The organism is Salipiger mucosus DSM 16094 (genome assembly GCF_000442255.1).
Taxonomy (GTDB): Bacteria; Pseudomonadota; Alphaproteobacteria; order Rhodobacterales; family Rhodobacteraceae; genus Salipiger; species Salipiger mucosus.
In genome coordinates, this window is sequence record NZ_KE557293.1 from 1 (window position 1) to 17,161 (window position 17,161).

The following is a 17,161-nucleotide window of genomic DNA, read 5'->3' on the forward strand; positions in this document are numbered from 1 at the left end:
CGGCCCTGCCCGTATCGGCCTCCGCCACGCCGCCTGGCCGGGCCGCCGCGCGAGCCACGGGCGCGGCGACCGCGAGCGCACCCGCGACCGCCGCCGAGGACGAGGAGCGGATGACCCTCGCCGAGCGCTACCGCCTGTCCTGCTCCATCAGCACCGGCGCCACGCTGAAATACTCCGACCACAGGGACCAGAGCACCGAGTACGGCAAGTGGCGCGTCAACTTCGGCTGCGGCGCGCGGCTGTCCGAGAAACTCTCGCTGCGCGTCTCGCTGATCGGCTACCCCATCCCGATCCAGCAGGCCCCCTGGGACCCGGATTTCACCTACTCGCTGACCTACCGCCTGAACGACAAGATCAGCTTCAACTACTCGAACTACTCGGCCCGCTTCGCCGGCGGCGACACCGATTTCGTCTCCTCGCTCACCGGGGGCAGCCTGCGCGGATACTACAAGCTGCCGGACATCCCGCTGGGCGAGACCCGCAAGGCAAGCTGCTCGGTCGGGATCGGGCTGCCGGACCCGACAAGCACCTCGGCCACGCTGGGCTGCTCGGTCGCGGTCACCGACAAGTTCCGCGTCGGGCTGACCAACTACGTCTATCCCGAGGACGTGCAGGAGCCCTGGAACCCCGACTACGCCTACACGGCCAGCTACGCGATCAACGACAGGATCCGGGTCAGCTACGCCAACTACAGCAACAACCGCCTGCCCTGGAGCAACCCGGGGTCGCGCGGGCCGGGCGTGCTGGGCGGCAGCATCAGCGTGTCCTACGAGCTGGACTTCTGAGAGGGCGACACGATGACCGCACGCAACCTTCTTCTGGGCCTGATCCTCCTGTGCGGCCTGCCCGCCGCGATGGCGCGCGCCGAGGTGCGGTTCGAGAACGTCATCGCCAGCGACACGCTCGGCCGGCCCGTGCGCTACGCGATCTACCTGCCGCCGGGCTACGACGAGGACAGCCGCGACTACCCGGTGCTCTACCTGCTGCACGGCGGCGGCACCGGGCAGCCCGCCGACTGGTTCACCCTCGCGGGCATCGACCAGATGCTCGACCGCCTGATCGGGACCGGCGAGATCCGGCCCCTGATCGCCGTGGCCCCGGATGGCCGCCGCGCCGGGGACAGCGACATCGCCACCTACTTTCTCGACGACCGCGACGGCGAGAGCCGCTGGGGCACGATGTTCCTCGAGGACTTCATACCGGGCGTCGAGACGCGCCACCGCACCCTCGGGGGCGGCGACGCGCGGGCGCTTCTCGGCATTTCGATGGGCGGGCTCGCGGCCACGGTCTTCCAGCTGCGCGCGCCCGGGGCCTTCGCCGGCACCGCCGCGATCAGCGCCGCCTTCCGCACCGAGGCGCAGGTCCTGGGCCTCTCGCCCGACGCCTACCGCAGCCGCTACGCCGGTCTGCTGGGCGCAGACCTCGAAGGCGACGCGCGTCTCAACGAGGCCTGGGACGCGCTCCTGCCGGACACACTGGTCAGCGAAACCGAGCCCGCGCGGTTCGCCCGCGTGCCCCGGCTCTACTTCGACATCGGCGCCGACGATCCCTTCTTCGAGGGCACCGCGGACCTGCACGTCGCGCTGCGCGACGCGGGCATCCGGCACCGGTTTCGCGTCACCGAGGGCGGCCACGACTGGCCCTTCTGGCGCGCCTCGCTGGACGACGCGCTGCGCCACGTGAACGCGGTCCTGACCCGCGACTACGGCGAATAGACGCCCGCATTCGGGCGAAATCCGGCCCTCTCAACAGTGCATTAGGACATGAAAGCCATACTGCCGGTTCATTCCGGCGGGACCCGGGCGCGACGGTGCGATTTTTCGATACAGGGCGCCTGTTTCCGGGTACCAGCCGTCAGCCGTTGAACAACCAATGCGGGAATCATGCCAGTGCCCTCCCCCCTGCTTCGCTCTTTTGATGTCATCCCGTTCTGGAAACTCGAGCAGCCCCTCGCCAGATTGCACAGCGACCGCTTCTCCTTCCTCGCGGCCCGCGACCGGGGTTTCGCAGAGCAGCCCGGCCGCCCGCGGGACCCGCACCAGGCGGAGGCCATCGAAGCCGAAGAGACCGCCGCGCTCATGACGAGCGAGGCAACGCTGTTTTCCGTCTCCTCGAGCTCGACGGCCGGAGGGCCGCAGGGCATCACCATCGACGGCGAGAAATACGTCCCCACCTTCGTCGACGAGTTCAACGGATCGACCACCTCCTTCTGGACCGGCTACGGCAGCGGCGGGACCTGGGCGACCTCGTTTTCGCCGCACCTCGACGACACCCGCAACATCGCGTCCAACAACGAGCTGCAGTATTACATCGATCCGGACATGACCGGCCTGCCGAACCCCTTCACGCTCGACCAGGGGGTGCTGACCATCCGCGCGAGCGAGCTGGACGCGGCCCAGCAGCAGCTGACCGGCGGCCTCGACTACGGCTCGGGCATGCTCTCGACCGAAATGACCTTCGACGTCGCCTCGGCCTATATCGAGATCCGCGCCGATGTCCCCGACGAGCAGGGGTTCTGGAGCGCGTTCTGGATGCTGCCGGCCGACGGCGACTGGTCATCCGAGATCGACATCTTCGAGATTCTCGGCGGCGATGCCGGGACGGTCCACACCAATTTGTGGACCGACGGGACGCCGGATGCCGACTTCGTCACCGGCACGGGCGCCGGGGACGGCTTCCACACCTATGGCCTGTTCTGGGACGCCGACACGATCCAGTGGTTCTACGACGGCACCATGATCCGCGAGACCGCGAACACCGTCACCGAGGAGATGTTCCTCGTCATCAACCTCGCCATCGGCGGCTGGGCCGGCAGCCCGGACGCCACCACCGACTTCGGCAACGGGCTGGGCATCGACTACCTGCGCGTCTACGAGCTCGAGTCCGACCCCGGCCGGAACCCCACCCAGCTGACCGAGTCCTTCGAGCCCGGAACGCCCGATGTCGGCACCGCGCAGGACGATGTCATCAACGGCACCCGCTGGGACGACGTCATCAAGGCGGGCTCCGGCAACGACACGGTCTACGGCGATGCCGGCGACGACCTGCTCCGGGGCCAGGCCGGCGCGGACCGGCTCTTCGGGCAGGCCGGCGACGACACGCTTCAGGGCAGCCCCGGCAACGACCACCTTGTCGGCGGGACGGGCGCCGACCTCCTGAGCGGCGCCTCGGGCACCGATCACATGTGGGGCGGCGCATATGGCGCGGACGGGACCCGCGACGAATTCGTTTTCTCCGCCGGCGGCGGCACCGACTACATCCACGACTTCGAGGTCGGCATCGATGTCGTCGACCTCACCGCCTTCGCCAGCGACTGGACCTCGGTGCAGTCGGCCCTCACCGACCAGAGCTGGGCGACCTACCTCGACCTTGCGCTGCTTGGCGGGCAGGCCGGCGACGGTCTCTTCCTTGTCGGGATCGAGGCGGCGTCGCTGACCATCGACGGGTTCCTGCTGGCGACCTGATCCGCCGCGATCGCGAGGGGCTTCGCCTCACCAGCACAAGAAAACGGCGGACCCGATGAGAGCCCGCCGCCTTGTCTGTCAGTCATATGCCTCTGCCCGGGCGCCGGGCAGGTCAGGCCGCCTTGGCAGCCGACTTCGCGGCCGTGGTCGTCTTCTCGGCCGTGGTCTCGCCGGCTTTCTGCGCGATCCCGGTGAACTCGCCGCCCGCGTTCTGCGCGATCTGGGCAAGGGCCTCGGTGGTGCGCTGGCCGACCTGCATCTGCGCCTGCATGAAGTCGCTGAACACCTGACCATAGGCCGTCGGTTCGCTGCGCGCCGCGCTCAGCGAGCGCATGTTGCCGAAGGTCTCCTTCGCGGAGCCGGCCATCACGTCGGTCGCTTTCGAGGCCGAGTCGAGCATCACGCCCGCCAGCTTCTCGTTGAAATCGGCCGCGGTCTTGAAGCTGTCTTCGAACGCCTTGGTGTCCATCATCTTCGGCATGTCGGCGAACATCTTGGTGAGGTCCATCTGGTTTGCCATGTCGTGTCTCCTTTCGGGGCCCCTGCGGGGCTGCGTTTCGTGTTGTAACCGACAGATGATTGCTGCGCTGCAGCATTTCAACCCCCGGGATCGAAATCGATACAGGATTTCCGGCTCGTGGCGCCGCGCCGGGCCCGTGCCGCCCCGCCTAGAAGCCGCGCCGAAGCAGCTGCAGGAAGTCCTCGCGGCTGGTCTGGCGCGGGTTCCAGCGGTTGTAGTCGAGCGCGAAGCAGCGGTCCGCGATCTCCTCGAGTGCCGTCTCCTCCACGCCGATGTCGCGGAACCGCGAGGGCACCGAGAGATCCTCGCAGATGGCCCGGATCGCCGCGATGGCCCGGCGCCCGGCGGCAAGCTCGTCGAGGCCGCGGACATCCTCGCCCATCGCCTCGGCCACCTGCGCGTAGCGGTCCGGCGCGGCGATGAAGTTGAACTCGGCCACGTGCGGCAGGCAGACCGCGTTGGCAAGCCCGTGCGGCACCGGGTATAGCCCGCCGATCGCCATGGCCATGCAGTGCACGTTGCCGGTCCCGGTGGTGCCGAAGGACATGGCCGCCATCGAGGACCCGCAGAGCATGTTCAGCGCCGCCCCCGTGTTGGCGCGGTTGGCCACGAAGGGGCGCAGGTTCCGCGCGATCAGCCGCATGGCCCGCAGGTTCCAGGCATCCGTAAAGGGATTGGCAAGCTTCGACAGGTAGGACTCGAAGGCATGCACGAAGGCGTCGACCCCGGCGTGCAGCGCGACGTGGGCGGGCGCCGTCGCCACGGCCGCGGGGTCGAGGATGGCATGCGTCGCCGGGCCGAAGCGGGCGTGCCGGATCGCCATCTTCACGCGCCGCGCGGTGTCGGTGATGACGGCGGCGCCCGATACCTCCGACCCGGTGCCGGCGGTCGTGGGGATCGCGACCAGCGGCAGGGGGGCCGTCGAAAAGGCTTCGATCCCCTCGTAGTCGGCGATCGCCCCGCCGTTGGTCGCGACGATGCCCACGGCCTTGGCGACGTCGATGGCGCTGCCGCCGCCAAGCACGACGATGGCCTCTGTGCCGCGCTCCATCGCGTCGAGCGCGCCGGTCACGTTGGTGTCCTTCGGCTCGGGGTCGATGCCGGCGTATTCCGTCACGCGCGCCCCGGCCTGCGCCAGGTCCGCGACAAGCCGCGCATGCACCGCGCCGCCCACCAGCGCGGGGTCGACGACCAGCAGCACGCGCGACCAGCCGGCCCCGGTCACGATGCCGGGCAAAACCCCGGCCGCGCCCTCGCCGAAGTGCACGCGGGTGGGACATTGGAAACTGGCGATCTCGGTCATTGGGGGCTCCCCGGGAATTGCATCGTGTCTTCAAGGCCGCTCATGCGCCCTCCAGCGGCAGGGCCAGCAGCGCCGAGCTCAGCGACTTGCCGTGCGCGTCCAGCGCGAGCGAGCTGACCACCCCGCCCGAAAGCGCCTCGGTCAGCACGAAGTTCAGCGCGCCCAGGCGGGGCAGCTCGTAGCGGGTGACGCTGCCCTTCACGCGCTCGCCAAGGAAGGCGGCCACGCGGGCCTCGGTCACCTCGCGGCAGAGCCGCGCGTAGTCGGCGGGATCGCGGGCGATGACGGCGATGTTGGCGATGTCGCCCTTGTCGCCGCTGCGGCAGTGGGCAATGTCTCTCAGGATCATGCGGCGGGCGCCTCGTATATCGTGACCTCGGGGCGGACCAGCCTTGCGTCCAGCAGGGCCGAGCAGAGCGAGACCGCCGGGCGCACCGACTTCCACGCGCCCCCGCCCCCGGCCGGCCCGTTGGTGTAAAGCGCCTCGACCTCGTTCGCGACGGCCTCCGCCGCGCCAATATCATCGGCCCGCCCGATGGCGCGCAGGCGGACCTCGTGAGGCTCGGGTCCGGCGCTGAGCCGCGGCCCGTGCAGCGCGTCCATGCCGATCAGGTCGAAACGCAACTCGCGCAAGGCCTGCCGGGCGAGCCGTGTCTCCAGCACCTCCTGCGCCAGCCGCGCCCGCGCCACGGCCCCCGGCCCGGCGTAGGAGATCTGCCCCTCGCCGATGTATCCGTCGTGGAAGCTGACCGAGGTCTTGAGCGTGCCGGTGCGCGGATGCCCCGCCCCACCCGTGACGCGCACACGGTCGGGCCCCAGCGCCTCGACCGAGACGCCCGAGAAATCAGCCACCACGTCGGGCTGGTAGTAGCGCGCCGGATCGTGGATCTCGTAGAGGATCTGCTCCTTGACCGTGGCGGGCGTGATCGCCCCGCCGGTGTCCGGCAGCTTGGTGATCTCGACCGTCCCGTCCGCGTCGACAACGCCGATGGGAAAGCCGAGGTCGGCCAGCCCCGGCACATCGCTGAAACCGGGATCGGCGAAGTAGCCGCCGCAGACCTGCCCCGCGCATTCCAGCAGGTGGCCGGCCAGCGTGCCGTGCCCCAGCCGGTCCCAGTCGGTCATGTCCCAGCCGAAGGCATGCACCAGAGGCGCCAGGAACAGCGCCGGATCCGCCGCGCGCCCGGTCAGCACCACGTCGGCCCCCTGCTCCAGCGCGCGCAGGAGGCCCGCGACGCCGACATAGGCATTGGCCGAGATGACCCGCGCCCCGAGATCGCCGAAGCGCCCGCCACGATCCAGCGCCGGGTCCGCCTCGCGGCAGGCGTCGAGCACGTCGTCCCCCGTCACGGCGGCAACACGCAGGCCCGGCAGGCCCAGCTCCGCGGCGATATCGGCGACGCGGCGCGCGGCGGCGTCGGGGTTGGCGGCGCCCATGTTGCTGACGATGCGCGTGCCGGCCGCGCGGCAGGGGCGCAGCACCGCCCGCATGCGCGCCTCGAGAAAGGGGTCGTACCCCGCCTCGGGATCGGCGGCCCGCCGCAGCTGCGCCTGCGCGACGGTCCGCTCGGCGAGGCACTCGAAGACGAGGAAATCGAGCGCGCCGCGCCGGGCCAGGTCCTCGGCCGGCTCGATCCGGTCACCGGAATAGCCCGCGCCCGCGCCGATGCGAACTTGTCTCATGTCGCTCCTCCCTCGGCCCGAAGGTAGGCAGCGCGCTTTCATAAAACAATTGAATATATTTCATCCCGGAAATAGAGAAATGCGATGGATGTGAGCCTGAGACAGATCCGCTCCTTTCTCGCGGTCGCCCGGCTGGGCAGCTTCACCCGCGCCGCCGACCGGCTGGCGCTGACGCAGCCCACGCTCACCGTGCAGATCCGCAAGCTGGAAGAGGCGCTCGAGGTCCGGCTCTTCGACCGCAGCACGCGCCGGGTCACGCCGACCCGCGTCGCGCGCTCGCTGATCCCGGTCTTCGAGCGCATGGTCGGCGATCTCGACAGCGTCATCGCCGAGACCCGCGACATCGCCGCGATCCGGCGCGGCACGGTCCGCGTGGCGGTCCTGCCCTCGGTCGCGGCGGGGCTGCTGCCACGGGCCGTCCGCACCTTCCGCGCCGCGCATCCCGGCGCCGCCTTCGTGGTGCGCGACCTCGTGGCCGACCGCATCGTCGAGGAACTGCGCGAGGGCAGCGTCGACATCGGCATCACCGGCGGCCCGCCGGTCGGCTCGGACATCGAGCTGCTGCACCGCGAGACCGAGGGCTTCAAGGCGATCTTCCCGGCGGACCACCCGCTCGCCGGTCTCGATACCGTGGACCTCGCCGCCGTGGCCGAGTTTCCGCTGGTCGCGCTCGACCGCGGCACCAGCGTGCGCCCGATCGTCGAGCGCGCGCTGGACGAGGCCGGGCTCTCGGTCACGACGGCCTGCGAGGCCACCTACATGACGACGGTCGCCGGCATGGTCAGCGCGGGGCTGGGCGTGGCGATTCTGCCCGCCGCCTCGCGCGAGGACCGCGCCTTTCCCGACCTGCGCAGCGCCCCGGTCGAGGCGCCCGGGCTGCGCCGCGACGTCTCGGTCATCCGGTTGCGCGGAACCAGCCTGCCGCCGATGAGCGCGGTCTTCTGCGACCACCTGATCGCCACGATGACGGGGGCCCCCGCCTGACGCCGCTCACGCCAGCAGCGCGGTCTCCATCATCATGTGCACGCCCTTCATGCCGTTCACCGTCTGCGTGATCCGCAGGTCTCCGGCGAGCGAGCAGAGCATGTAGGCATCCTCGCGGCTCAGCCCGGTGCGCGCGACGATCCAGCCGATCATGTCGCGCAGGGCCATCTCGGCGCAGCGGTCGAGGTCCTCGTGCATGCCCATCGTCACCAGGTGCGTCGGCGTCTCGGCGCGGGGATAGCACCAGTCGAGATCCTCGCGCAGGATCAGGCGGAAGGTGCCTTCGAGCGCGGTCTCGATGGCGGTGACGCAGACCTCGCCGTCGCCCTGAGCGCCGTGCCCGTCGCCGCAGGAAAAGAGCGCGCCCTCGGTCTGCACCGGCAGGTAGAACGTCGTGCCCGCCACCAGTTCCTTGTTGTCGATGTTGCCGCCGTGCACCCGCGGCTGGATGGTCGAGATCCGCCCCCAGTTCGGCGGCGGCGCCACGCCCATGACGCCGAAGAAGGGCCGCAGGGGCAGTTCCAGCCCCCAGGACAGCCGCGCGACCCCGGCCTCGGCATCGAGCGGGATGATCTCGACGCGGCCCTCGGGAAACTCCTCGGGCAGCGTGCCCGCGAGCGGGCGGATCATGTTCCAGCCCCAGTCCTGCCGCAGCGCCACGTCGAGGATGCGCACCTCGAGCACATGGCCGGGCTTGGCCCCCTTCACCGCAACCGGGCCGGTCAGGATGTGCCCCGGCAGCTGCCGTTCCGAGCGCTCGTGGATGCCGTAAAGCTCGGGCGGGATGTGAAAGCCCGCGTCCGGGCCGGGGATCTGCGCCGGGCCGCCCGAGACGGTCTCGATGGTCACGACCGCGCCGCTCTCGACTTCCAGAACCGGCGGCAGCGCCGCGTCGAAATAGCCCCAGGCGCAGGTTTCGGGCGAGGCGGTCAGTCGGTGGGTCACGGTCGGGGCTCCTGTCGCGGTGTCGTCTGGCGCGAGGCTACACGAGGCGCCCCGCCCTGTCCCGCACTCACGCCGGCAGTTCCGGCCGTTCGGCGGCAACCCCCAGCCGCGCCTCAAGCGCGCGGCCCAGCGACAGGATCGTGCCCTCCTCGAAGAGCCGCCCCCAGAGCGAGATGCCCTGCGGCACCCGGTGCACCGGCCCCGAGGCATCGGGCTGCGCGGCGGTCATCTTTCCCTTGCCCAGCGAGGACATCCCCCGCGTGCCGAGGCTGTCGAATCCCGCGCGCAGGTGCAGGCAGGGATGCCCGGTGAAGTTCGAGGCCACCAGCATCGGCCCGGTCATGTAGGGCCCGATCAGCGCGTCGACCTCTCCGAAGAGCCCGTCCAGCGCCTGCATCACGAGATAGCGCAGCCGGTCGAGCTGCACGTGATCCACCGCCGACAGGAAGCGCGCCTTGCGGAAGGTGTTGGGCCAGGCCCCGTCGTCCTGCCAGCTCAGCGTATCGTCGAGCCCGCTCAGCGTGATGTGCTCGAAGGCCGCCGCCGCCTCGGCGTAGAGCGCGTTCATGAGCGAGCCGTAGGGCAGCTCCGGCAGGCTCACCTCGACCACCTCGACGCCCAGCCCCCGCGCGGCCTCCAGCGCGGCGCGGTCGATCTCGGTCGCGCCCTCGCCGAAGGCCTCGGGCAGGTAGCCCAGCCGCAGCCCCTCGATGGGCGCCTCCGCGTCGTAGGCAAAGGGCGCGGCGATCGAGCAGCGGTCGGCCGGGTCCGCCCCGTTGATCGCGTCGAGCACCAGCGCCGTGTCGTCCACGCCCCGGCAGATCGGCCCGACCTTGTCCAGCGACCAGCACAACGCCATGGCCCCTGCCCGGCTGACCCGCCCGAAAGTCGGGCGCAGCCCGGTGGTCCCGCAGCGCTGGCTGGGCGAGACGATGGAGCCCAGCGTCTCGGTCCCGATGGAGAAGGCGCAGAGCCCGGCGGCGGTGGCCGAGGCCGAGCCCGCGCTCGACCCGCCCGAGCCCTCCTCGGTGTTCCAGGGATTGCGGCAGCGCCCGCCGTACCAGGTGTCGCTGTAGGCCAGCGCCCCCAGCGCGGTCTTGCCCAGCAGCACCGCGCCCGCCTCGCGCAGCAGCGTCACGATGCGCGCGTCGCCCTCGGGCACACGGTCGCGATAGGGCTCGGCACCCCAGCCGGTGACCGTGCCCTTCGTATCGAAGAGGTCCTTCAGCCCGTAGGGAATCCCGTGCAGCGGCCCCAGCCAGTGCCCGGCGGCGATGAGCGCGTCCATCGCGTCGGCCTCGGACAGCGCGCTGTCGGTCATGACGGTGACGAAGCAGAACAGATGCGGGTTCAGCCGCTCGATCCGCGCCAGGTAGATCTCGGTCAGCCGCCGGCTCGTCAGCGCGCCCGAGCCGATCCAGCCCGCAAGCTGCGGCAGCGTGGCAAAGGCGATGTCCGCCTCGGCCTCCGGCACCGGCACCTCGGGAAGCGGCACGATGCAGCCCTCGTCCCGGGGCATCTCGAACCCCGGCAGGCGCGGGTCGAAGCGCAGGGCCGTGGGCACGGAGTTGTCCAGCTCCAGCCCCCGCCGCGCCACGGCCGAGCCGATCTGCCCGTCGAGGTTGCCCACCATCTGCACCCGTTCCCGCGCGGTGTAGGCCAGGCCCATCAGGCGCTCGGCCCCCGCGATGTCGGCCTCGGTGATCTCGCCCTCACGCGGCACGCTCAGCCCTCCACCGCCTGCCGCACGTCCAGCGCGTCGCGCAGCCAGTCGCCGACGAAGTTGATCGCCAGCACCACCAGCATGATCGCCAGCCCCGGGAAGACGCCCAGCCACCAGGCCTGCGTGATGAAGCCCCGCCCGTCGGCCAGGATCAGCCCCCAGGTCGGCGTGTAGGCGTCGACGCCGAGGCCCAGGAACGACAGGCTCGCCTCGCCGAGGATCGCGTAGGAGACGCTCACCGTCGCCTGCACGATGATCGGCGCCACCGCGTTCGGCAGGATGTGGATGAAGAGGATGCGCGCCTTGCTGAACCCCAGCGTGCGCGCCGCGTCGACGTATTGCTCCTCGCGCAGCGAGAGCGTCATCGACCGCACGATGCGGGCGAAGTCGTCGATGAAGGCCAGCGAGAGCGCCACGATCACGTTCAGCAGCCCGGTCCCGAAGACCGCGACGAGGTAGACCGCGATGATGAAGTTCGGAAAGGCCCACTGCAGGTCGATGTAGCGCATCACGATCTGGTCGACCCAGCCGCCGAAGTAGCCCGCGACCAGCCCCAGCGCGATGCCGATCACCAGCGCGATCAGCACGGTCGAGACGCCGATCAGCAGCGAGACCTGCGTGCCGTGCAGGATGCGGCTGAAGAGGTCGCGGCCGAGGTCGTCGGTGCCCAGCGGATGCGTCCAGCTGAGGCCGCTCATCATGTCCATGGTCATCGCGTTGGGATCGAAAGGCGCGAGCCAGGGCGCGAAGACGGCGGCGAAGGCGAAGAGCAGCAGCACCGCCAGCCCGACCTGCGCCTTGCGGTCGTGGGCCAGCGTCGCGGTGAAGCGCGAGCGGCGCTTGGCGGGGATCTCGGCCTCGTATGTTTGCGCGGTATCGGTCATCAGTTCAGCCGGATTCTGGGGTCGATCACGCCGTAGAGCAGATCGACGAGCAGGTTGGAGAAGACGAAGATCGCCGAGACCACCAGCACCGCGCCCTGCACGATGGGGTAGTCGCGGTTCAGGATGCCCTCGATCAGCACGCGGCCCAGCCCCTTGATGGCGAAGACGTTCTCGACCACCACCGCGCCCGAGATCAGCAGCGCGAAGGCGATGCCGATCACGGTGATGACCGGGATCATCGCGTTGGGCAGCGCATGGCCGAACATCAGCATCCGCGGCGTGAGCCCCTTGGAGCGCGCGGTGCGCATGTAGTCGGACTTCAGCACTTCCAGCAGCGACGAGCGGATCATCCGCGCGATGATCGCGGAAAAGGCGGTGCCCACGGCGATGGCGGGCAGGATCAGGTGGCTGAACCAGGGCCAGAACCCCTCGCTCAGCGGGACGTAACCGATGGCGGGCAGCCACTGCAGGTTCGCGGCGAAGACGATGATGAGCAGGATCGCCAGCCAGAAGTCCGGCATCGAGAGCCCGAGGAAGGCCAGCAGCGAGACGGTCGTGTCCGTGGCCGAGTTGCGCCGCGTGGCCGAGAGGATCCCGGCCGGCACCGCGATGACGATGGCGATGACGAAGGCCAGCAGCGAGAGCGACAGCGTCCGCGGCAGCGCCTCGGCCAGCGCCTCGGTCACCGGCACGCGGCTGCCGTAGATCGAGTTGCCCAGATCGCCCTGCAGCATGTTGCCGAACCAGATGCCGTATTGCACCAGCAGCGACCGGTCGAGCCCGAGCGAACGGCGCATCGCCTCGATCTCCTCGGCGCCGCCCGCATCGGCCAGCATCGCCGCGATCGGGTCGCCCGGCACGAGCCGCAGCATGAAGAAGACCAGCGTCGCCACCGCCCACATCACGACCAGCGAGCCCAGGAATCTGCGCAGCATGTAGCTTGCCACGGGAGCCGTCCTTTCCGTTTCAGGGATGCGCCGGGGCGGCGGAGGACACCGCCCCGGCGCGCGGGCCTCAGCCCAGGGTCACGCGGTCGAGGTCGTGCAGGCCGGGGATCCGGCTCTCGGCGGGGAAGTTCACCGAGGCATGGCGCACCTGCACGTCGACCGGGTGATAGAGGAAGCCGCAGGCGACGCGGTCGGAGGTGATCTGGTTCGCCTCCTGCACCAGCGCCTTGCGCTCCTCGAGGTCGGCGGTCACCGACTGCTCCGCGATCAGCTCGTCGGCCTTGGCGTTGCTGAAGTAGCCGAAGGCGTATTTCTCGGTGTCGCGGGTCGGACCGTTGAACTTGCAGTCGGTCATCATCCAGTCGACCACGCCGTCGTCCGGGTCGTAGTCCCCGCCCGAGCCGCCAAGCCGCAGGTCGTACTCGCAGCTGTTGAAGTCCTGGATGCCGACCGAGAACTCCTTGGGCACGACGGTGATGTCGATGCCCAGCACCTGCTTGTAGATGTTGGCCAGCACCAGACCGTTGCGCTTCTGCGAGGGGGTGGTGATCAGCTCGAGCCCCGGGAAACCCTCGCCGTCGGGGTAGCCCGCCTCGGCCATCAGCGCCTTGGCGCCCTCGGGGTCGAAGGCCTGCTGCGACTTCTCGGCGATGGCGTCGTCGTAGTAGAAGGCCATGGCCGGGTTGATCGTGCCGTATGCGGGCTCGGCGTAGCCGAAATGCGCCTGCTGGACATAGGTGTCACGGTCCAGCGCCTTGGCCAGCGCCAGCCGCACCATGAAGCCCTTGTCCTTCATCAGCTCTTCCATCGGCTTGTCGAAGTCGGTGACCTTCATCTGCTCCCGCCAGGGGTTGATCCAGACCGACTGGAAGCCCGGCGCGGGCTTGATGTCGACCACGAGGTCCGGGTTCGACTTGAACCGGTCGATGAGCTGCGCGGCCAGCGGGTTGCCCCCGATGTACTGGATGTCGCCGGCCTCCATCGCGGCGGCCAGCGGCTCGACCCCGTCGATGGGCCGGATCACGATCCTGTCCAGCTTCGGCCGCTCGGGGTCGTAGTAGTCGGCGAACTTCTCCAGCACGACGCCCTGCCCCAGCTCGTGCTCGACCACCTTGAAGGGGCCGGTGCCCACCGGCGTCAGGCCGTATTTCGACTCGCCCATCTCCTCGATCGCGGTCTTCGACACGATGGTCATGGCCCGCCCCGAGGCGCGCTCGAGCGTCTTGGTCAGGAACGAGGCCTGCGGCGCCTTGAGCGTGAACTTCACCTCGTGGTCGCCCAGCTTCTCGAGGCTCGCGACGTTGGCGAGGTTGCCCGAGTGGATCGAGATGTCGGGGTTCGACGAGCGCTCGTAGGTGTAGAGCACGTCATCGGCTGTGAAGGGATCGCCGTTGTGGAAGGTGACGCCCTCGCGCAGCTTGAAGGTGTATTCCAGCCCGTCGTCCGAGACCGTCCAGTCCTCGGCCAGGTCGCCCTGCGCCACGAGGTCGGCGTCGATATGCATCAGGCCCGAGAGCACGTTCGAGGTGATCTGGAACTGCAGCACCTGGTTGATCTTGGCCGGGTCCAGCGTGAGGATCTCGGCCACGCCCGCCCAGCCGCAATTCAGCGTGCCGCCCGCGGCCCCCTGCGCGCGGGCCATGCCGGCGGCGCCCGGCACCATGTGCGCGGCGGTCAGCGCCCCGCCGGCGGCCAGCAGGCGCAGCATCGTGCGGCGCGACAGTTTCGGGCCGGACAGGTCCCGTCCGGTCAGCCCCGCCATCGGGTCCTTGGGGTCGAAGTCGTGCGCCTCGTCCCAGTCCCTCTGCATGTCCTCGGTGAAGGTTTCCTTGCGTGTCATCGTTGTCTCCCTGTGTTTTCGTTGGCGTCGCGTGAGTGGTGGTTGGTCGACGTGATCGCCCCGGTTTCCCAGCAGGCGGCGAGATGCCCGGACGAGATCTGCCCGAGCGGCGGTGCCTCTTGCCGGCAGTGGTCGGTGGCAAGACGGCAGCGGGGGTGGAAGAAGCAGCCCGAGGGCGGATCGGCCGGGTTCGGCACCTCGCCCTCCAGCGGCTCGATCTCGCGGCCCGCCTCGAAGTCGGGGTCCGGGTTCGGCACCGCGTCGATCAGGGCCTGCGTGTAGGGATGCCTCGGATGGGCGAAGAGCCGGTCCGAGGGCGCCGTCTCGGCGATCCGGCCAAGGTACATCACCGCGACCTCGTCGCAGAGGTGCCGCACCACCGACAGGTCGTGCCCGATGAAGAGATAGGTGAGCCCCAGCTCCTTCTGCAGCTCCTCGAGCAGGTTGACCACCTGCGCCTGGATCGAGACGTCCAGCGCCGACACGGCCTCGTCGCAGACGATCAGCTCGGGGTTCATCGCCAGCGCCCGGGCGATGCCGACGCGCTGGCGCTGGCCGCCCGACATCTCGTGCGGGTAGAGGTCGGCGAACCGCGCGGGCAGCCCGCAGATGTCCAGCAGGCGGCGCACCTCGGCCTTGATGCCGGGCCCCGGCGTCATCCCGTGCACGCGCATCGGCTCGGACAGGATGCGCCCCGTGCTCATCCGCGGGTTCAGCGAGGAGAACGGGTCCTGGAAGACCGCCTGCACCTTGCCCCGGAAGCGCTGCAGCGCCGCCGCGTCCATCCGCGCCACGTCCTGCCCGTCGAACAGCACCCGCCCCGCCGTCGGCTCGACCAGCTGCAGCACGGCGCGCGCCACGGTGGTCTTGCCGCAGCCGGATTCGCCGACCAGCCCGAAGGCGCTGCCGCGCGGGACCGAGAACGACACGCCGTTCACCGCCTTCACCTCGGCCACCGGGCGCTGGAACAGGCCCTTGCGGATGGGAAAGCCGACCTCGAGCCCCTGCACCTCGAGAATGGGATCGTCCGACCTCATGCCACGCCCTCCCTGCGGCGGCTCTCGCTCGCCACCTCGGCGTTCCAGCAGGCGACCTCGTGATCGCCCTCGGCCTCGAAGGGCGGCACGCGCTCGCGGCAGACATCCGTGGCCCAGGGGCAGCGCGGGTGAAAGCGGCAGCCCGGCAGCGGCACCGTGGGATCGGGCGGCGCGCCCGGCACCGGGCGCAGCGGCGTGTCGCGCGGCAGGTCCAGCCGCGGCACCGAGGCCAGCAGCCCCTGCGTGTAGGGATGGCGCGGGTCGTTGTAGAGCGCGCGGGCGCTCGCGCGTTCGACCACCCGGCCGCCGTACATCACCGCGACGTTCTGCGCGTGCCGCGCCACGATCCCGAGGTTGTGCGTAATCAGCACCAGCCCCACCCCGTGATCCCGGCAGAGCCGCGAGGTCAGGGCGAGGATCTGCGCCTGGATCGTCACGTCCAGCGCCGTCGTCGGCTCGTCCGCGAGGATCAGCCGCGGCTTGCACGACAGCGCGATGGCGATCATCACCCGCTGCCGCATCCCGCCCGACAGCTGGTGCGGATACTGCTTCAGCCGCCGCTCGGGGTCCGAGATGCCGACCTCGGTCAGCAGCTCCAGCGCCCGGTCCCGCGCCGCGCGGCGGCTCAGCCCCAGCTTGAGCCGCATCCCCTCGGTCAGCTGGTGCTGGATCGAGCGCACCGGGTTGAGCGAGGTCATCGGCTCCTGGAAGATCATCGCGATCCCGCTGCCGCGCAGGTCGTTGTGCGCCGCCTCGCTCAGCGCCGTGACGTCCTGCCCCTCGAACAGGATCCGCCCCGAGGCCACCGACAGCCCCTCGCCCAGCAGCCCCATCGCCGCCAGCGCCGTCAGCGACTTGCCCGAGCCGGACTCGCCCACGACGGCCTGCGTCTCGCCCCGTTCCAGCGAGAAATGGGCGTCGTGCACGAGTCGGTGCGACTCGCCGTCCCGCGTGACGTCGATGGCCAGGTTTTCCACGCTAAGCAGCGTCATTTTCACATCGTTTCCGTGGTCTTGGTCTGGACAGCGTCACTCGTTATCAATATCGATATTGATAGGAACGCGGAAGAACAGCACCGTGTCAATGGGTCAGGCGGCGAACATGGACAAACTTCTCGACGATCTTCCCAAGGTGACCGGAAAGAAGTCAGACCTCGTCTACGCGGCCCTCAAGAAGGCGATCCTCTTCCGCACCCTCTCGCCGGACAGCCAGCTTCTGGAAACCGACCTCGCCGGCCGCTTCGGCTGCAGCCAGGGCACCGTGCGCGAGGCGCTGCTGCGGCTCGACGACGACGGGCTCGTCAAGCGCTCGGGCTACCGCGGCACCCGCGTGACCGAGACCAGCCCCGACGAGGCCGCCGAGATGGTGCGCATCCGCCTCACGATCGAGCGCGGCACCGCCCGCCGCATCGCCACGGCCGACCTGGGCGACCACCGCAAGACGCTGGACCAGCTCATCGACCAGATGGGCAGCGCGCACCGCCAGGATGACCTCTATCTGGGCAGCGAGCTCGACCGCGCCTTTCATTGCGCCCTCGCGACCGCCGCGGGCATGGACCTGCTTTCGCCGCTGTTGCTACGCTGCGCCCTGCACATACACCGCTTCACCCTCGGCAGCGTCGAGGTGCCGCGCCAGTTCTACCAGGAGGCCGGCGTCGACGCCGAGCACCGTGCGCTGCTGGACGAACTGACCGCAAACGACCCCGACCGTGCCGAGCGCGCGATCTCGGACCACCTCGCCCACGTCTTGAATCGCTGGTCGCCCTCGCTGTACGAGGCCGTCGGCCCTGCCGCCTTTTCAACACCACGCTAGCCCCTTCCCGACCGGAGTT

General features: G+C 70.0%; 16 protein-coding genes. 5 read left to right on the forward strand and 11 right to left on the reverse strand.

Translation table 11 applies throughout. The features are described from left to right. The 3 genes from SALMUC_RS30780 to SALMUC_RS28640 form a co-directional block, all read left to right on the forward strand. The coding region (locus tag SALMUC_RS30780; RefSeq protein ID WP_020043011.1) for a hypothetical protein at positions 1-785 on the forward strand (785 nt) is incomplete at its 5' end. A gap of 12 nt (positions 786-797) precedes the next feature. Continuing rightward, positions 798-1,715 (forward strand): alpha/beta hydrolase, encoded by a 918-nt coding sequence (locus SALMUC_RS26890; protein ID WP_020043012.1) that lies wholly within the window; start codon positions 798-800, stop codon positions 1,713-1,715. Positions 1,716-1,883: 168 nt separating this feature from the next. Beyond that, positions 1,884-3,464, forward strand: coding sequence for a family 16 glycosylhydrolase (locus tag SALMUC_RS28640; RefSeq protein ID WP_084514108.1), 1,581 nt, complete (start codon positions 1,884-1,886; stop codon positions 3,462-3,464). Between the two features lie 112 nt (positions 3,465-3,576). Here the strand turns inward: SALMUC_RS28640 and SALMUC_RS26900 are convergent, their stop codons facing one another. The 4 genes from SALMUC_RS26900 to SALMUC_RS26915 all read right to left on the reverse strand — a co-directional run bounded on the left by SALMUC_RS26900 (position 3,577) and on the right by SALMUC_RS26915 (position 6,970). Then, positions 3,577-3,984: a hypothetical protein gene (locus tag SALMUC_RS26900; RefSeq protein WP_020043014.1), complete on the reverse strand. Its 408-nt coding sequence runs from the start codon at positions 3,982-3,984 to the stop codon at positions 3,577-3,579. Between the two features lie 148 nt (positions 3,985-4,132). Beyond that, the gene (locus SALMUC_RS26905; protein WP_020043015.1) at positions 4,133-5,287 is read right to left on the reverse strand and encodes an iron-containing alcohol dehydrogenase; all 1,155 of its coding nucleotides are present in this window, start codon (positions 5,285-5,287) and stop codon (positions 4,133-4,135) included. A gap of 40 nt (positions 5,288-5,327) precedes the next feature. Beyond that, positions 5,328-5,636 carry an AtuA-related protein gene (locus SALMUC_RS26910; protein ID WP_020043016.1) on the reverse strand — a complete coding sequence of 103 codons (309 nt, stop codon included), beginning with the start codon at positions 5,634-5,636 and terminating at the stop codon, positions 5,328-5,330. After that, positions 5,633-6,970: an acyclic terpene utilization AtuA family protein gene (locus SALMUC_RS26915; RefSeq protein ID WP_020043017.1), complete on the reverse strand. Its 1,338-nt coding sequence runs from the start codon at positions 6,968-6,970 to the stop codon at positions 5,633-5,635. Before SALMUC_RS26915 ends, SALMUC_RS26910 begins: the two co-directional genes overlap by 4 nt. 84 nt (positions 6,971-7,054) lie before the next feature. Here SALMUC_RS26915 and SALMUC_RS26920 point away from each other — a divergent pair, with 84 nt between their 5' ends. After that, positions 7,055-7,954, forward strand: a complete 900-nt coding sequence (locus SALMUC_RS26920) for a LysR family transcriptional regulator (protein WP_020043018.1) — start codon at positions 7,055-7,057, stop codon at positions 7,952-7,954. A 6-nt stretch (positions 7,955-7,960) separates the two neighbouring features. Here SALMUC_RS26920 and SALMUC_RS26925 read toward each other — a convergent pair whose 3' ends face one another. From SALMUC_RS26925 to SALMUC_RS26955, 7 genes are all read right to left on the reverse strand, one after another. Further along, complete coding sequence (locus SALMUC_RS26925; protein ID WP_020043019.1) at positions 7,961-8,899, reverse strand: acetamidase/formamidase family protein; 939 nt, start codon at positions 8,897-8,899, stop codon at positions 7,961-7,963. A 67-nt stretch (positions 8,900-8,966) separates the two neighbouring features. Then, positions 8,967-10,622: an amidase gene (locus SALMUC_RS26930; protein WP_020043020.1), complete on the reverse strand. Its 1,656-nt coding sequence runs from the start codon at positions 10,620-10,622 to the stop codon at positions 8,967-8,969. 2 nt (positions 10,623-10,624) lie between these two features. Beyond that, the gene (locus tag SALMUC_RS26935; protein WP_020043021.1) at positions 10,625-11,506 is read right to left on the reverse strand and encodes an ABC transporter permease; all 882 of its coding nucleotides are present in this window, start codon (positions 11,504-11,506) and stop codon (positions 10,625-10,627) included. Continuing rightward, positions 11,506-12,453 carry an ABC transporter permease gene (locus SALMUC_RS26940; protein WP_020043022.1) on the reverse strand — a complete coding sequence of 316 codons (948 nt, stop codon included), beginning with the start codon at positions 12,451-12,453 and terminating at the stop codon, positions 11,506-11,508. Before SALMUC_RS26940 ends, SALMUC_RS26935 begins: the two co-directional genes overlap by 1 nt. Before the next feature lie 67 nt (positions 12,454-12,520). After that, on the reverse strand, positions 12,521-14,293 hold the full coding sequence (locus SALMUC_RS26945) for an ABC transporter substrate-binding protein (protein WP_020043023.1): 1,773 nt from the start codon (positions 14,291-14,293) through the stop codon (positions 12,521-12,523). Then, positions 14,290-15,330 carry an ABC transporter ATP-binding protein gene (locus tag SALMUC_RS26950; protein WP_020043024.1) on the reverse strand — a complete coding sequence of 347 codons (1,041 nt, stop codon included), beginning with the start codon at positions 15,328-15,330 and terminating at the stop codon, positions 14,290-14,292. Before SALMUC_RS26950 ends, SALMUC_RS26945 begins: the two co-directional genes overlap by 4 nt. Further along, positions 15,327-16,322 carry an ABC transporter ATP-binding protein gene (locus SALMUC_RS26955; RefSeq protein ID WP_020043025.1) on the reverse strand — a complete coding sequence of 332 codons (996 nt, stop codon included), beginning with the start codon at positions 16,320-16,322 and terminating at the stop codon, positions 15,327-15,329. The genes SALMUC_RS26950 and SALMUC_RS26955 overlap by 4 nt, the downstream gene beginning before the upstream one ends. A 109-nt stretch (positions 16,323-16,431) precedes the next feature. On the opposite strand from SALMUC_RS26955, the gene SALMUC_RS26960 reads away from it, so the two are divergent. After that, positions 16,432-17,142 (forward strand): GntR family transcriptional regulator, encoded by a 711-nt coding sequence (locus SALMUC_RS26960; RefSeq protein WP_198014705.1) that lies wholly within the window; start codon positions 16,432-16,434, stop codon positions 17,140-17,142. Positions 17,143-17,161 lie beyond the last annotated feature (19 nt).

What these genes read in the sequence shown, in the direction of transcription:
- SALMUC_RS26890 (WP_020043012.1), top strand. Translation starts at nt 798, where the DNA reads ATGACCGCACGCAACCTTCTTCTGGGCCTGATCCTCCTGTGCGGCCTG.
- SALMUC_RS28640 (WP_084514108.1), top strand. Translation starts at nt 1,884, where the DNA reads ATGCCAGTGCCCTCCCCCCTGCTTCGCTCTTTTGATGTCATCCCGTTC.
- SALMUC_RS26900 (WP_020043014.1), bottom strand. Translation starts at nt 3,984, where the DNA reads ATGGCAAACCAGATGGACCTCACCAAGATGTTCGCCGACATGCCGAAG.
- SALMUC_RS26905 (WP_020043015.1), bottom strand. Translation starts at nt 5,287, where the DNA reads ATGACCGAGATCGCCAGTTTCCAATGTCCCACCCGCGTGCACTTCGGC.
- SALMUC_RS26910 (WP_020043016.1), bottom strand. Translation starts at nt 5,636, where the DNA reads ATGATCCTGAGAGACATTGCCCACTGCCGCAGCGGCGACAAGGGCGAC.
- SALMUC_RS26915 (WP_020043017.1), bottom strand. Translation starts at nt 6,970, where the DNA reads ATGAGACAAGTTCGCATCGGCGCGGGCGCGGGCTATTCCGGTGACCGG.
- SALMUC_RS26920 (WP_020043018.1), top strand. Translation starts at nt 7,055, where the DNA reads ATGGATGTGAGCCTGAGACAGATCCGCTCCTTTCTCGCGGTCGCCCGG.
- SALMUC_RS26935 (WP_020043021.1), bottom strand. Translation starts at nt 11,506, where the DNA reads ATGACCGATACCGCGCAAACATACGAGGCCGAGATCCCCGCCAAGCGC.
- SALMUC_RS26945 (WP_020043023.1), bottom strand. Translation starts at nt 14,293, where the DNA reads ATGACACGCAAGGAAACCTTCACCGAGGACATGCAGAGGGACTGGGAC.
- SALMUC_RS26950 (WP_020043024.1), bottom strand. Translation starts at nt 15,330, where the DNA reads ATGAGGTCGGACGATCCCATTCTCGAGGTGCAGGGGCTCGAGGTCGGC.
- SALMUC_RS26955 (WP_020043025.1), bottom strand. Translation starts at nt 16,322, where the DNA reads ATGACGCTGCTTAGCGTGGAAAACCTGGCCATCGACGTCACGCGGGAC.
- SALMUC_RS26960 (WP_198014705.1), top strand. Translation starts at nt 16,432, where the DNA reads ATGGACAAACTTCTCGACGATCTTCCCAAGGTGACCGGAAAGAAGTCA.